The sequence below is a fragment of the Virgibacillus sp. MSJ-26 genome, from assembly GCF_018918075.1.
Classification (GTDB): domain Bacteria; phylum Bacillota; class Bacilli; order Bacillales; family Amphibacillaceae; genus MSJ-26.
Genome location: NZ_JAHLPW010000019.1, coordinates 49,557 through 63,096 on the forward strand (window position 1 = coordinate 49,557; position 13,540 = coordinate 63,096).

General features: G+C 36.1%; 14 protein-coding genes and 1 pseudogene. 11 read left to right on the forward strand and 4 right to left on the reverse strand.

Annotated elements, in window-relative coordinates; all coding sequences use genetic code 11:
- Positions 1 to 15: 15 nt before the first annotated feature.
- The 5 genes from KQI49_RS15460 to manA are packed head-to-tail and all read left to right on the forward strand — an operon-like array spanning position 16 to position 5,678.
- Complete coding sequence (locus KQI49_RS15460; RefSeq protein WP_216490406.1) at positions 16 to 1,332, forward strand: glycoside hydrolase family 125 protein; 1,317 nt, start codon at positions 16 to 18, stop codon at positions 1,330 to 1,332.
- Positions 1,333 to 1,353: 21 nt separating this feature from the next.
- Positions 1,354 to 2,733: a glycoside hydrolase family 1 protein gene (locus KQI49_RS15465; protein ID WP_216490407.1), complete on the forward strand. Its 1,380-nt coding sequence runs from the start codon at positions 1,354 to 1,356 to the stop codon at positions 2,731 to 2,733.
- Between the two features lie 49 nt (positions 2,734 to 2,782).
- Complete coding sequence (locus tag KQI49_RS15470) at positions 2,783 to 3,691, forward strand: ROK family protein (protein WP_216490408.1); 909 nt, start codon at positions 2,783 to 2,785, stop codon at positions 3,689 to 3,691.
- A gap of 50 nt (positions 3,692 to 3,741) precedes the next feature.
- Complete coding sequence (locus tag KQI49_RS15475) at positions 3,742 to 4,659, forward strand: ROK family protein (protein ID WP_216490409.1); 918 nt, start codon at positions 3,742 to 3,744, stop codon at positions 4,657 to 4,659.
- A 56-nt stretch (positions 4,660 to 4,715) separates the two neighbouring features.
- Positions 4,716 to 5,678, forward strand: coding sequence for a mannose-6-phosphate isomerase, class I (gene manA / locus KQI49_RS15480; RefSeq protein ID WP_216490410.1), 963 nt, complete (start codon positions 4,716 to 4,718; stop codon positions 5,676 to 5,678).
- A 171-nt stretch (positions 5,679 to 5,849) separates the two neighbouring features.
- Here the strand turns inward: manA and KQI49_RS15485 are convergent, their stop codons facing one another.
- From KQI49_RS15485 to KQI49_RS15500, 4 genes are read right to left on the reverse strand one after another with little or no spacing between them, the layout of a single operon-like run.
- Positions 5,850 to 6,689: an ABC transporter permease gene (locus KQI49_RS15485; protein WP_216490411.1), complete on the reverse strand. Its 840-nt coding sequence runs from the start codon at positions 6,687 to 6,689 to the stop codon at positions 5,850 to 5,852.
- Entirely contained in the window at positions 6,686 to 7,579 is an 894-nt protein-coding gene (locus tag KQI49_RS15490) for an ABC transporter ATP-binding protein (protein WP_216490412.1), read from the reverse strand. Before KQI49_RS15490 ends, KQI49_RS15485 begins: the two co-directional genes overlap by 4 nt.
- Positions 7,554 to 7,979, reverse strand: a complete 426-nt coding sequence (locus KQI49_RS15495; protein WP_216490413.1) for a DUF3021 family protein — start codon at positions 7,977 to 7,979, stop codon at positions 7,554 to 7,556. The genes KQI49_RS15490 and KQI49_RS15495 overlap by 26 nt, the downstream gene beginning before the upstream one ends.
- A complete protein-coding gene (locus KQI49_RS15500) occupies positions 7,972 to 8,427 on the reverse strand; it encodes a LytTR family DNA-binding domain-containing protein (RefSeq protein ID WP_216490414.1) in 456 nt (151 codons plus the stop codon). Before KQI49_RS15500 ends, KQI49_RS15495 begins: the two co-directional genes overlap by 8 nt.
- A gap of 767 nt (positions 8,428 to 9,194) precedes the next feature.
- Here KQI49_RS15500 and KQI49_RS15505 point away from each other — a divergent pair.
- The 6 genes and pseudogenes from KQI49_RS15505 to KQI49_RS15530 all read left to right on the forward strand — a co-directional run.
- On the forward strand, positions 9,195 to 10,199 hold the full coding sequence (locus KQI49_RS15505; protein ID WP_216490415.1) for a LacI family DNA-binding transcriptional regulator: 1,005 nt from the start codon (positions 9,195 to 9,197) through the stop codon (positions 10,197 to 10,199).
- Between the two features lie 26 nt (positions 10,200 to 10,225).
- Positions 10,226 to 10,780 carry a 6-phospho-3-hexuloisomerase gene (hxlB, locus tag KQI49_RS15510; RefSeq protein ID WP_216490416.1) on the forward strand — a complete coding sequence of 185 codons (555 nt, stop codon included), beginning with the start codon at positions 10,226 to 10,228 and terminating at the stop codon, positions 10,778 to 10,780.
- 16 nt (positions 10,781 to 10,796) lie between these two features.
- A complete protein-coding gene (locus KQI49_RS15515; protein ID WP_216490417.1) occupies positions 10,797 to 11,429 on the forward strand; it encodes a bifunctional 4-hydroxy-2-oxoglutarate aldolase/2-dehydro-3-deoxy-phosphogluconate aldolase in 633 nt (210 codons plus the stop codon).
- Positions 11,430 to 11,460: 31 nt separating this feature from the next.
- The gene (locus KQI49_RS15520) at positions 11,461 to 12,483 is read left to right on the forward strand and encodes a TRAP transporter substrate-binding protein (RefSeq protein WP_216490418.1); all 1,023 of its coding nucleotides are present in this window, start codon (positions 11,461 to 11,463) and stop codon (positions 12,481 to 12,483) included.
- A gap of 25 nt (positions 12,484 to 12,508) precedes the next feature.
- Positions 12,509 to 12,994 carry a TRAP transporter small permease gene (locus KQI49_RS15525; protein ID WP_216490419.1) on the forward strand — a complete coding sequence of 162 codons (486 nt, stop codon included), beginning with the start codon at positions 12,509 to 12,511 and terminating at the stop codon, positions 12,992 to 12,994.
- Positions 12,994 to 13,422 (forward strand): annotated as a pseudogene (locus KQI49_RS15530) (TRAP transporter large permease subunit); the annotation flags it as partial. The gene KQI49_RS15525 and the pseudogene KQI49_RS15530, both read left to right, overlap by 1 nt.
- Positions 13,423 to 13,540: the final 118 nt, after the last annotated feature.

The window sequence follows — 13,540 nt, forward strand, 5'->3', positions numbered from 1 at the left end:
AGGAGATAACTTGATATGGAAAATAGAAAGATACCTGCCTCAATGAATAAGTTAATTAATCATATAAAAGACAGTACAACTGATGATAAATTAAGTTATATGTTTGAAAATTGTTTTGCGAATACCTATGAAACGACGATTCGTCCTCAAGACGATGGTACAACCTTTGTTATTACAGGTGATATACCGGCCATGTGGCTTCGAGATTCGGCTGCACAAGTCAGACCTTATCTAGTACTTGCTGAGACGGATGAGAAGATGGCTGACATGATCCAAGGTGTTATTCAAAAACATATGGAATATATTAATCATGATCCGTATGCGAATGCTTTTAATGAAAAGCCAACAGGCGATCGTTATGCTGACGATGATACGGAGATGACGCCTTTATTGTGGGAACGGAAGTATGAGATAGACTCTTTATGTTATTCAATTCAACTAGCCTATTTATTCTGGAAATCTACTGGACGAACGGAGCATTTTAATGACACGTTTAAAAAAGCAATGGAAAACATTATGCATGTTTGGAAAGTCGAACAAAACCATGCAGAGAAATCAAGTTATTTCTTTAGACGAGATAACTGCCCGCCACAGGATACATTATCACATGATGGAAAAGGTGCACCGGTTAAATACACCGGGATGACGTGGTCAGGTTTTCGCCCCAGTGATGACGCCTGTCAATATGGTTATTTAATTCCCGCCAATATGTTTGCGGTAGTTGCATTGAGATACCTCAATGAAATTGCTAAAAAGGTTCTTAGTAATCAAAATTTAGCTCAGAAGGCTAAATTGTTAGCTGATGAAATTGATGAGGGTATCCAAACCTATGGTAAGGTGGAGCACCCTGATTATGGTGAGATTTATGCCTATGAAACAGACGGCTTTGGTAATTACAATTTAATGGACGATGCGAATGTCCCCTCATTATTATCGATACCGTATCTTGGATACAGTGATTTAACCGATAAAACTTATCAAAATACTAGAGATTTTATATTGAGTAAATTAAACCCGTATTACTACGAAGGAACAGTCGCTAAAGGGATTGGTAGTCCTCACACACCAGAACAATACATCTGGCATATTGCACTTGCGGTGCAAGGCATGACAGCCGAAACTTTAGAAGAAAAAAATAATATATTGGAAACGTTAAAGACGACTGACGCAGATAAGTATTTAATGCATGAAGGTTTTCATGTGGATAACCCAGATCAATTTACAAGACCTTGGTTTTCATGGGCGAATTCTATGTTCAGTGAATTTATCCTCCATATAAATGGAGTACATGTTAAAGGAAGTCCTCTAGCGACAAGATTAAGTACACATTAATTAGTAGAAGAGGTGCTATTCATGGTAACTTACAAATTCCCAAAAGACTTTTTATGGGGAGCAGCTGCTTCCGCAACTCAAACGGAAGGGGCTGCGGATAAGGATGGAAAAGCTAAAAACATATGGGATTATTGGTACGAAATAGAACCTGAACGTTTTCATGAGGAGGTTGGTCCTCAGGTAACGTCTAACTTTTATAGTTCATTTAAAGAAGATATAAAAAGGATGGAAGTTATTAACTTAAATTCATTCCGACCTTCTATTTCATGGTCTCGTCTACTGCCTGACGGTAAAAATGTTAATCAAAAAGCTGTTGCCTTTTATAATAGTATGATTGATGAATTGTTGGAACATGAGGTAGAACCAATTATTAATTTATATCACTTTGACATGCCGCTTCACTTTCAGAAAATAGGCGGATGGGAAAATAGAGAAGTTGTCAAGGCATTTAATTATTATGCAGAAACAGCGTTTAAATTGTTTGGGAATCGTGTGAAGAAATGGACAACATTCAATGAGCCTATTGTTCCCGTTGAAATGGGCTATTTAAATCATTATCATTATCCATGTGTTGTGGATATGAAGCGGGCTGTTGTTGTTGCTTATCACTCGATGCTTGCTAGTGCGAAAGCGATTCATTCATATCGTGAAATGAAACAAGACGGCGAAATAGGTATTATTTTAAATTTAACCCCGTCTTATCCGCGTAGTGATTCAAAAGAAGATTTGGAAGCTTCCAAGATTGCTGATTTGTTTTATAATCGAAGTTTTTTAGATCCATCAGTTTTAGGGACGTATCCTGATGAACTCGTTCAATTATTAAGGAGATATGATCTTCTACCAACGAAAGAAGATGGTGATTTACAACTGATTCGTGATAATACCGTTGATTTTTTAGGTGTAAATTATTATCAGCCTCGTCGTGTTAAGGTAAAAGAAACCCCTATTGAGTCTGAAACAATCTTACCTGAAAACTTTTTTGATCCGTATGTTTGGCCTGAGCGTCGAATGAACCCTTATCGAGGATGGGAGATTTATGAAAAGGGTATTTATGATATAGCGATTAATATAAAAGATAATTATGGGAACATACCGTGGTATGTTGCTGAAAATGGTATGGGAGTAGAAAATGAACAACGTTTTATAAACGAGTCAGGTATGATTGAAGATGATTACCGGATTGACTTCTATAGAGAGCATTTAAAATGGCTACATAAAGGTATTCAAGAAGGCTCTAATTGTTTTGGCTACCATGTATGGACGTTTATGGACAATTGGTCTTGGTTAAATGCATATAAAAACAGGTATGGTTTATATCGCATTGATTTAGATACTCAGGAACGCTCTTTAAAACGTAGTGGAGAATGGTTTAGTAAAATTGCTAAAAATAATGGGCTTTAAAAACGATGTCAATCTTAAAATGATATAATTAAACAATTTGAGGTGTAATATGGAGAATATCCTCGCATTTGATTTCGGTGGTACACATATTAAATATGGTTTAATTAATCAACATGCACACATATTAAATCAAGAGCATACATCAACGCCAAATAGTCTTGATGATTTAATTGTTTTAATTCAAGACCAGCTTCGAAAAAATACAAACAAGAAAATAACAGGGATTGCCGTTAGTTCGCCTGGATCGGTTGCCGATAATGGAGTTATCTATGGTTCTAGTGCTATTCCCTATCTCCATGGTCCAAATATTAAGAAATTGATTGAAAGCAGAGTAGGATTAACGGTCCACATAGAAAACGATGCAAACTGTGCCGCACTTGCTGAAATTTGGCAAGGATCTGCTGTTGGAAAAGAAAATATTGCAGTAGTCGTAATAGGTACAGGTATTGGTGGGGCACTTGTGAGGAACGGTATTATCGAGAAAGGCAGTCATTTACATGGTGGTGAATTTGGCTATATGATCTTGGATCAAAATAACCTAGGAAGTGGTATGAACACCTTTAGTGAACTTGCTTCAACTTATTCAATTATAAAGCGCGTGGCTGAACGTAAAGGAGTCCCTTCATCCTCTTTAAAAGGCGAGATGATTTTTTCAAAAGCGGAACAGGGGGATAAAATATGCCAACAAGCGATTGCGGAATTCTATCATATGTTAGCGATAGGGCTGTATAACATCCAATATACGTATGATCCTGAATCGATTTTAATTGGTGGTGGCATCAGTGTGAGAGAAGATTTGCTTGAACGGTTAACGAAGGAAATGGAGGCTATTATAAGTTTAGTCGATGTAGCAACGGTGATTCCAAAGGTTGAGAAGTGTTATTTTAAGGCTAATGCGAATTTGATTGGTGCAGCCTATCATTATCGACAAGCAGAAGGTTTAGGTAGCACTAATTAATATGTATCTCTAAAAGCATTCGTATTCAAGAGTAAAGGAGCAGACTTAGTATGAAAAATTCAATAGGAGTGGACATAGGGGGAACTAAAGTTGCTATTGGGATTGTAAATGAAACCGGACTAGTAAAGGAACAATCGATTATACCTACAGATTTATCTATTTCTCCGTTTGACATGATCTCCAAAATCAACGTTGAAATAAAAAATATCATTACCCAAGCAGGTTTGAAACAAGAAGATATAACTGGTATTGGCATAGGTGCACCCGGCCCACTTGATAGCAAAAATGGAATGATTTTATGTCCCCCAAATTTACCTACATGGAAGGATATCCCCATCCAAAAATGGGTAGAAGATGAATTTTCTATTCCAGTAAAGTTAGAAAATGATGCAAATGCGGCAGCACTTGCAGAAAAATGGATAGGCGCAGGGCAGAAGAATGATGATTTTATATATATGACTGTCAGTACTGGGATTGGATCAGGTATTATTTCAGATGGGAAGTTGTTACATGGCCGTAAAGGTAATGCGGGAGATGTTGGACATATAGTCGTAGACCCTTCGTTTGGACAATGTACTTGTGGACAATATGGTTGTTTAGAATGGATTGCCTCTGGTACTGCAATCGCAAGGGAAGGTTCTAAAATAATGGGTGAGAAGTTAACGACAGCAGAGGTATTTAATCTTTATGACCAAAACCATACTGATATTATACCATATATGAATCGTGTGTTTCATGTATTAGGTGTAGCGTGTGTAACCTTAATAAACATGTTTGATACTGAAAAGATTGTGATAGGTGGAGGCGTTTCGAATAGTGGTGAGACACTGTTTAATCCGATTCGAAGCTATGTACAATCTTATGCACTAAATCCCGATGGAAGAAAGACAGAAATTGTACCATCTCAACTTAAACAGAGTAGCGGAGTAGTAGGTGCAGCGGCTTTATGGATGGATAATGTGTTATAAGAATAGAACATTATTTTTAAGCAATGAATGCTAAAAATTTTGATGGAGGGATGAAAATGTATAAAGAGCCTATATTTCTGTCCCCTGTGTATCAAAAAAGAATATGGGGCGGACAAAATTTAAAAAAGGAATTTGGCTACGATATTCCATTTGAACAAACAGGAGAGGCTTGGGTTATGTCTGCCCTTGAGAATGAATCGAACATCGTTAAGAATGGACCTTTAGCAAATAAAACACTTTTAGATTTATGGGAAAACCATAGTGAGTTATTTAATAAAAACAACAAAAATGACTCGGTATATCCTCTTCTTGTAAAGATTTTAGATGCTAACGCTAATTTATCTGTTCAGGTCCATCCAGATGATACATATGCTAGGGAAATCGAAAAAGTTCCATACGGTAAAACAGAATGTTGGTATGTGCTAAACGCTAGAGAAGATGCAAGTATTATTTTAGGGCACCATGCACAAAATCGAGAGGAATTAGACAGGATGACGAAGGATGGGGAGTGGGATAAATTACTTCAAACGAAAAAAGTAAATCCTGGTGACTTTTTTTATGTGCCTAGCGGTACGATTCATGCGATTGGTGAAGGTATTATGATTTTGGAAATCCAACAAAGTTCAGATATTACCTATCGTGTATATGATTATGATCGGACAGATGATAACGGGGCCAAACGTGAGTTACATTTAGAAAAAGCGAAGGAAGTCACTACAATCCCACATAAATCCTCTGAATTTCCTCGTATCAGAGAATGTGTAGAAGGGCTCACGAGCGACACATTGATTAAAGAAAAATACTTTACAGTTTATCATTGGATATTAGATGGAACTGTAACTCATAAATTATCAGCGGACTTCTTGCAGGTAAATGTTATCAAAGGTGAAGCAAGTATTAAAGTTGAAGATCAATCGTTTGCGATTCAAAAGGGTGATAACTTTATTATTCCTCACAGCGTACAATCATTCCAATTGGTAGGTAATGCAGAATTTGTAGTTTCTCATATAACAGAATGAAATCTTAATAGATTCTAATAAGCCATGATTTTAGTGAAAATCATGGCTTAATGTGTTTAATCTTTAACTCAGAGGTATTATTCTTGTTAGAACATTAGATGTTGCGTTTATCTGTCTAATCCGCTTGCATCGTTTACGAACAAATTCCCATACAAAAAAATCCCACCAACCTCACCTCCTATTCCTCCACAAAACTAAATCAATCAAGACAACTGTAAATCCAACCAAATACATCCAAGAAAATTGGCTGGTGAGGAGTTGGTCGTTCCAATGTAATGTCACTCCAAGCATTTCATTGACTTCATGGTAGGCTTCAGTCGGCATAACTGTTTTCATGGGTTCGAGCACGTCGGTCATAAGCAGGTTTCTTAATAAAACGGTTGATTGGGTTGTTGGGAATAAAATAATTATCTTTTGGATATAGGCTGGTAAAATGCCGATTGGAATGTAAATCCCAGCTAAAAATCCAATGAGTGTTCCTACAATCGTTGAAAATCCGCTGAAGGCACTCATTGTTTTTAAACTCGATGTAATGAGGTGAAAAAGCAATGTATGCATGAGCGTGCTTAGAATAATGATAGTAATGAGCGACACAGAAAGATTGAAAGTGATGTTAAACTTCACGAGGGTATACATATAGCCAAAAATAAATAGTAACGCTGTAAAAATGAATCCGATGATGAACGAATAGGTTACATAGGAATAAGCAAGCGACTGTTTGGTGGTTTTTGTGATCAGGAAGTCTTCGCTTTTTCTGCCGACTTTATCCTCAATGAACTTTCCAAGAGCTCCAAGGGAAGCTGTAGCAGTGGTGACAGCGATAATACCTGCGAACATCCATAAGAAAACGAAAGCAGCTTGGTCGTTGAATTCGGGTAAATTGGACGAGATGTTTTCAGATAAAAAGAGCAGGTAAAGTGTGATGATGATAAATACTGAAAATAATGAGAAAAACACACTCGCTTTGTCTTTGAAAAACAACTTGATATGACGCTGGATTAAAGTATTCATACTCTCACCTTTCTTTTGATTTGTTCAGTGACTTGTAAGAAAACATTTTCCAGGCTTGCTTCTTCAATGGAAAAATGGGTGATGTCTTCTTCTGCCATTTTTAAAATGGGGATGGCTTCGTTGCTTTCTTGAAGAGTGATGGAGATTATGTTGTTTGTACTTTCAAACGAATATTGCCGAGAATTTAACCAGTCGATGATATGGTCTTTATTTTCTGTATGAAGGCGAAGGGTGGTTTTTGAATAGTTTGATTTTAATTCATGTGGCGTGCCCTCAACTTCCACTTGACCGTCATGCATAATGAGTACATCATCAGCGTCTTCCGCTTCGTCGATGTAATGAGTTGTCAGGAAAATTGTTAATCCTTGTTCTCTTTGAATGCTTCGTAAAAGTGTCCAAATTTCTTCACGTGATTCCGCGTCGAGCCCTGTTGTTGGCTCATCTAAAATTAAAAATTTTGGGTGATGTAAGAGGGCGCGGATGATATCTGTTTTTCGTTTTTCGCCCCCAGAACACTGACCGTATTGACGCTTTCTTTTATCTGATAGATGGGTGACTTCCAGCAACTCATTGATTCGTATCAACGCTTCTTTTTTAGATAAGCCATAAAGTTTAGCCCGGGACATTAAATTTTCTTCTATCGTCAGCTCTTCATCCAGCCGATGGGTTTGGAAGACAATGCCGGTCACTTCCTCTAAGGTTCCGCCAGTAAAGGTAATATCACCTTGGTCAGGTTTTAATAGATTGATGATCATATGGATGACGGTTGATTTTCCAGCTCCATTTGTCCCGAGAAATGCAAAAGTAGATCCTTTTTTAACATGGAATGAGACATCTGTCACCGCGTGAATTTTTCCAAAAGATTTACTTAAATGGTTTACTTTCAGCATGTTTATTCCTCCACTTTGAAATTTTTTCATTCATATCTTCAGCTTCCCTTTTTAGAATAGACATATAGATGAGCGTGATCATGACATAAATGATAATCACTAACGATAAAACAAGGATGAAATTAAATAAGTCCACAGGGATCAATTTAATGACAATACCGGTTCCATACACAATAGCAAAAATGAACATCACATCTATAAAAATACTTAAAACGATATTGTCAATTGGTAGTTGATTAAACCAAATAATAAATAACGAGATTAATGCGCTTGAGAAAAACAACAAAATAACATATTGACTATTAAAAGCAGCCATATTGGGAAAAAACCACGTTGTCATCGTCAGAATTAAGGTTGTGATTGTAAATGTGGTCGCAAATAAAATGAACCAGTTACGCATCATAAAGACCTCCCTTTTCAAATAGTTCTTTAAAGTCTTTTCGGTAATGTCGTGTGACAATTAATTTTTCGGCACTCGTCATTAACAATTCGTATCGGCTGTTAAACAACGCTCTAACCGACTGAATATAACGGGGGTTGATCACTGTTTGCTTGTTGATTCGAATAAATTCAAATGGTGCCAACAATTTCTCAATTTCATATAAGGGGCGACTATCTTCATACATCTCTGTTTTTGTATAAATAAAAGTTGTTCGTTCTACATTTTCAACATAAAGAATGCTATGTATATCAATATTGGTTTGTTGTTCATTGTGTTGAACAGGGATCGTGTGGGACAACTGATCGATAAATGTCGTCAATTTCGTGATGTCATCCGTTTGCTTCGGTGCCCGAATCGTAATCTTCGTTTGCTCATAGTTCTCATTAATATCTAATTCCCAGCGCATAACCAAACTCCTTTCCTGTTGCTTTAGTATACAATAAGTTCTTTGGTTAAAAAGGGGAAAAACATAACATGCAGTTTAATGGACGTGAGATGCGTGGGGGGGGAGGATTTGAGCCGGAGAGTGAGCGTGGGACCGGAATGAAGACGCATAGATCGGTATGACAGCCCATTGAACAAAATGTCAGATACAAAAGGAATAGTGACAGGATCTGATATGACCTCATAAATTAATTTTTTAAAGGACTAATTGGCAGGTATGTATACGGTATTGTACCGGACTCATACCTGCCAATTTTGCTTTAATCGTTTGAAAGCCCTGTATATTTTTGTAAGCCTGCAGATGTACTAACGATATCTAAAGCAGCAATGATATTGGTATTAGTGGATTCAGTAACCGGATTTCGCGCAGTCGAGAAGTAACTAAGTACCTAATCTTATCGAACTGATAAACGAAATGAATCAGAATGCCTATCAAGTTGTTTCGAAATTGAAAGAGATTATTCAAATTATCGTTATTGATATATTTCGTGATCATCAATTTAATAGATAGTTTTTATTAAGCTATACTTACTTCACAGTAGACAATTTTTGGTTCTGGGTTATTGGTGTTGCAGTTAAAAACTATGACACATTCAGATTGGGCTCTGAGTTTATCCGTCGTCACCTTGGATAAGAAAGCTTATTTTAAGGCAGGACACGTAACTATGATTTTTCACAAACGTATTATATGTTTAAGTTATAAATGATTATGTACTTAGGAGAGAAAATATGAAATCCGTAACAATCAGTGATGTGGCAAAATATGCCGGTGTTTCAAAAAGTACAGTTTCACAGTTTTTAAATAAGAGATACGAATATATGAGTGAGAAGACAAAACAACAGATCGAATCAGCTATCAAAGAACTTGGTTACAGTCCCAACATTGTCGCAAGAAGTTTAAAACAAAAGTCAACAACTACCATTGGAGTAATCGTCGCAAACATTCTTCATGTCTTTTCAACACAAGTTATTCGCGCTATAGAAGATTACTTTAATGAAAATAGTTTTCACGTGATTGTTTGTAATGCAGATGATAATCCTAAAAAAGAAAAAGAGTATATAAAAATGCTGAGAGCCAAGCAGGTTGATGGGATCATTGTTTTTCCGACTGGATCGAATGTAGAACTATATAAGAAGTTGAGAAAAGAAAATTATCCCGTTGTCTTTATGGATCGTTTGGTGAATAATGTCGATGCTAACACGGTTTTGTTAGATAACGAGCAAGCTGTAAAGTTGGCAGTGGATCACTTCGTTGAACGTGAACACGAAATTATAGGGATGATATCTCCTCCTTTAAAAGAAAATATAACTCCAAGAATAGAGAGGACCCATGCCTTTAAAGAAAGGTTGGCGCACCATGAAATCTCTATTAATAAAAATTCTATCATAAATACTAATATTAATGAGGTCCAGGATGTTCTAAAAAAAATGTTTTCAAATGATAAGCCACCAACTGCCTTACTTGCATTAAATGATAGAGTTCTTTTTGAAGTCTTATCTTACTCGAAAAAAAACAATATTAAAATACCAAATGAATTGTCAATTATAGGAATAGATGAAGTGACATTTGCTGAATTTTACCGGCCTGCCTTAACAACTGTTGGCCAACCTGCTTTTGCCATGGGTAAAAAAGCAGCTGAACTATTATTAAGTGAAATAAAAAATGAATCTACTAACGTTGAAAAACAGATATTCCGTTTTGAACCAACGTTGAAAATTCGAGAATCTAGTTAATAAAAAGTGAGAGGGAGATTATTTAAATGTTAAATAAACTAAATGTTATTTCTAAAGAGGTAGAAAAAGTATTAAGTCATGTTAATGAAGAAGAAATAAATAACCTGGTACAAGAACTTTGTAATGCAGACCGTATTTTCATAGTGGGGATGGGGAGATCAGGTTTAGTAGGGAAAATGTTTGCTATGAGACTTATGCATAGTGGATATGATGTGTATGCAGTTGGCGAAACTATTACACCGAATATTGATAAAAATGATTTATTGGTTATCATTTCAGGTTCTGGCAATACAGCGAATTTAATATCTTACGCAAAAAAAGCAAAAGAGATGAATGCAATAACAGCTTTAATAACAACTAATAAGGATGCTATCATTGGAAAGATAAGTGAATTAACAGTAATCCTTCCTGCAGCAACTAAAAAACGTCTGCCTGACGAACCAAAAACAATTCAACCATTAGGAAGTCAATTTGATCAATCAGCTCATCTTTTACTCGACGGGATCATCGTTGAATTAATTGAAAGTCATTGTAAAAATGATAGTGAAAAAATGATTAAAAAACATACTAATTTAGAGTAAATCAATGGAGGGTTCTATGAATACATTACAAGATATTAAAAAAAACAAAGTAGTAGCAATTATTCGCAAAGCAAATGAAGAAAATATCCTCGATATACTCTATGCACTTGAAAGTGGAGGAATTAGGGATGTTGAAATTACTGCCGAAACACCCAGAATTTCTCGGATTATTGAGAGAGCTACAGATGGAATTGGTGACCGAATAAATATTGGAGCGGGGACCGTTCTTGACACGGAAACAGCAAGGAATGTCTTGCTAGCTGGAGCGAGTTTTATTGTTTCTCCAACCTTAAATATAGAAACATTGAAGCTGACTAACAGATACAACGTCTTAAATATACCTGGCGTGTTTAGTCCTACAGAAATATTAACTGCTTTTGAAAATGGTGCCAAAATGGTTAAAATATTTCCTGCTAATATCTTAGGGCCTGACTATATCAAAAGTATTATTGGACCTCTTCCTTTTGTGGAAACAATGGTAACAGGTGGAATAACTCTAGATAATATGAATGATTATCTTTATAGTGGTGCTTCAGTTGTAGGAATTGGAAGCAACTTAGTGAATGCCCTTAAGTTAAAAACTGACGCAGATTACGAGCAATTAAAAGAAAAAACTCAGAAATACGTTGCCAAATTAAATTGCAAATAAAGATAAAAAATTATAAAGGGAGTTTTATTATATGAAGAAAAATGAATGGGCTTACATTGTTGGGGTGTTTTTACTATTCTCTCTTATTCTTGCTGGCTGTACAAATCAAGTAAAAAGAGAAGACGATGGAACGATTAAAATCATTGCTGCTCACAATCAAACTTCTCCTGATAATCCTTATCAAACAGGCTTATTAGAGTTTAAAAGAGTTACTGAAGAACTATCAAATGGGGAAATTGAGGTCGAAGTACACGCAGGAACCATTGGAACGGAAGAGTCAGAGCTTGTTGAAAAGCTTCAGTTAGACGCTGTGGACGTTGTTGTGGTCTCACCGGGATTTATGACCCAAACGGGTATAAAAGAAGTTGATTTATTTTCAGCACCTTATTTATTTGAAAGCTATGATCATTGGTTAAGAGTGGTTGACGGGGATGTCGGAGAAAAAATGGCTAAAATGATAAATGATAAATCAGATAATTCATTTAAATTATTAGGTTACTGGACTGCAGGAACTAGACATTTCTATGGGAAAAAGCCTATTGAGTCAATAGATGATTTAAATGGAGTGTCTTTAAGAACTCAAACATCTGGCGTCATTTCAGACTTTTGGAAAGCTGTCGGTGTTATCCCGTCTAACATCTCATGGGGGGAATTATATCAAGGTTTACAGCAAGATGTGGTCGATTCTTCTGAAAATGCCTATCCGTTTTTCGTTCAACAGGCCCATCATACCACGCCTAACGGGAAATACATCGTGGAAACAGCCCATGATTATACGACAAGGTTTTTACTGACAAATGGTAGTAAATTTGATAATTATTCTAAAGAACATCAAGATATAATTTTAAAAGCAGCTGAAGCATCGGTAGCGGCGGAAAGAAAAGCAACAAATGATCAAGATGAAGAATATAAAGAAAAAGCAATTGATGATGGAGCCATAGTGAGTGATATTGACAGAGGACCATTTATTAAAATTGCAAAACCAATTCAGGATAAGTTTGCCAAAGATATTGGTGTGAAAAATTTATTAGACGAAATAAGAGAATTAGAGTAAGGAAACTAATAAGGAGGAGTGAATTGTGAGAAAGTTTATAAACATACTTGAGAAAGTGCAAATTAGTATAGGGGTTACGTTTTTATGTGTTTTTTTTCTGATTATCATGTTGCAAATTGTTACTAGGTACATGGGTATTTCTATTATTTGGACAGAAGAGGCAGCCAACTATTCATTTATATGGGCAATATTTATGGGAGCTGCGGTAATGGTTAATCGGCGAGAGCATTTTAATTTCGATTTTATTCAACGTAAACTTAAAGGAAAAAGTCGTCAAATATTAAGTGTCTTTAATGATTTAGTGTTAATAGTATTTAACGTTATAGTGTTTTTATTAGGAATGCAAGTTACTTTAAAGTTTTGGAATTATACATGGGCTTCTATTCCCGAAATGAAAATGGGTTACATCTGGATGGTTATTCCAGTTATGGCTGTTACCATGGTGATTTATTCTATTTTTCACTTAGTAACACATATTCAAGGATTTAAAACGAAGGAGGTTAGCGAATAATGGGATTTTTGTTACTAGGTTTATTTATAATTCTAATGTTGGTAGGAGTGCCAATTGCTTTCGTGATTGGAATTGTGGCGTTGATTGGAATCTTTGGAATCCCCTATACGCCTGAGGCAACGGTCACAATGAAGATGGTCAATGGTTTGGACTCATTTGTACTGTTAGCTGTTCCATTATTCATTTTGGCAGCTAATTTGATGAACTCTGGTAAAATATCCGAAAAATTAATAGATTTGGCTTTAGCCATTGTAGGCCCAATTCCCGGTGGACTCGCTCATGCAAATATACTCGTTTCAATGATGTTTGCCGGTGTTTCGGGAGCATCTCAAGCTGATACAGCCGGTGTTGGGAAAATTTTAATCCCTAGCATGTTGCGAAAGGGTTATGACAAAGAAACAGCAGTAGGGATTACAGCTGCTTCATCGGGCTTGTCAAATAAAGTGTGTAAGTTCTAATTTATTCAAGATATTTTAACACCCTATCTTTTAGATCATCATGGATTAAAAGTTGGTTCATAACCATCGCCCAGTTTGGTATACGACC

Excerpts from the sequence above, each read along its gene's own strand:
- KQI49_RS15470 (WP_216490408.1), top strand. The coding sequence starts at position 2,783 with ATGGAGAATATCCTCGCATTTGATTTCGGTGGTACACATATTAAATAT.
- KQI49_RS15520 (WP_216490418.1), top strand. The coding sequence starts at position 11,461 with ATGAAGAAAAATGAATGGGCTTACATTGTTGGGGTGTTTTTACTATTC.
- KQI49_RS15515 (WP_216490417.1), top strand. The coding sequence starts at position 10,797 with ATGAATACATTACAAGATATTAAAAAAAACAAAGTAGTAGCAATTATT.
- hxlB (WP_216490416.1), top strand. The coding sequence starts at position 10,226 with ATGTTAAATAAACTAAATGTTATTTCTAAAGAGGTAGAAAAAGTATTA.
- KQI49_RS15500 (WP_216490414.1), bottom strand. The coding sequence starts at position 8,427 with ATGCGCTGGGAATTAGATATTAATGAGAACTATGAGCAAACGAAGATT.
- KQI49_RS15460 (WP_216490406.1), top strand. The coding sequence starts at position 16 with ATGGAAAATAGAAAGATACCTGCCTCAATGAATAAGTTAATTAATCAT.
- KQI49_RS15475 (WP_216490409.1), top strand. The coding sequence starts at position 3,742 with ATGAAAAATTCAATAGGAGTGGACATAGGGGGAACTAAAGTTGCTATT.
- KQI49_RS15505 (WP_216490415.1), top strand. The coding sequence starts at position 9,195 with ATGAAATCCGTAACAATCAGTGATGTGGCAAAATATGCCGGTGTTTCA.
- KQI49_RS15490 (WP_216490412.1), bottom strand. The coding sequence starts at position 7,579 with ATGCTGAAAGTAAACCATTTAAGTAAATCTTTTGGAAAAATTCACGCG.
- KQI49_RS15485 (WP_216490411.1), bottom strand. The coding sequence starts at position 6,689 with ATGAATACTTTAATCCAGCGTCATATCAAGTTGTTTTTCAAAGACAAA.
- manA (WP_216490410.1), top strand. The coding sequence starts at position 4,716 with ATGTATAAAGAGCCTATATTTCTGTCCCCTGTGTATCAAAAAAGAATA.
- KQI49_RS15465 (WP_216490407.1), top strand. The coding sequence starts at position 1,354 with ATGGTAACTTACAAATTCCCAAAAGACTTTTTATGGGGAGCAGCTGCT.
- KQI49_RS15495 (WP_216490413.1), bottom strand. The coding sequence starts at position 7,979 with ATGCGTAACTGGTTCATTTTATTTGCGACCACATTTACAATCACAACC.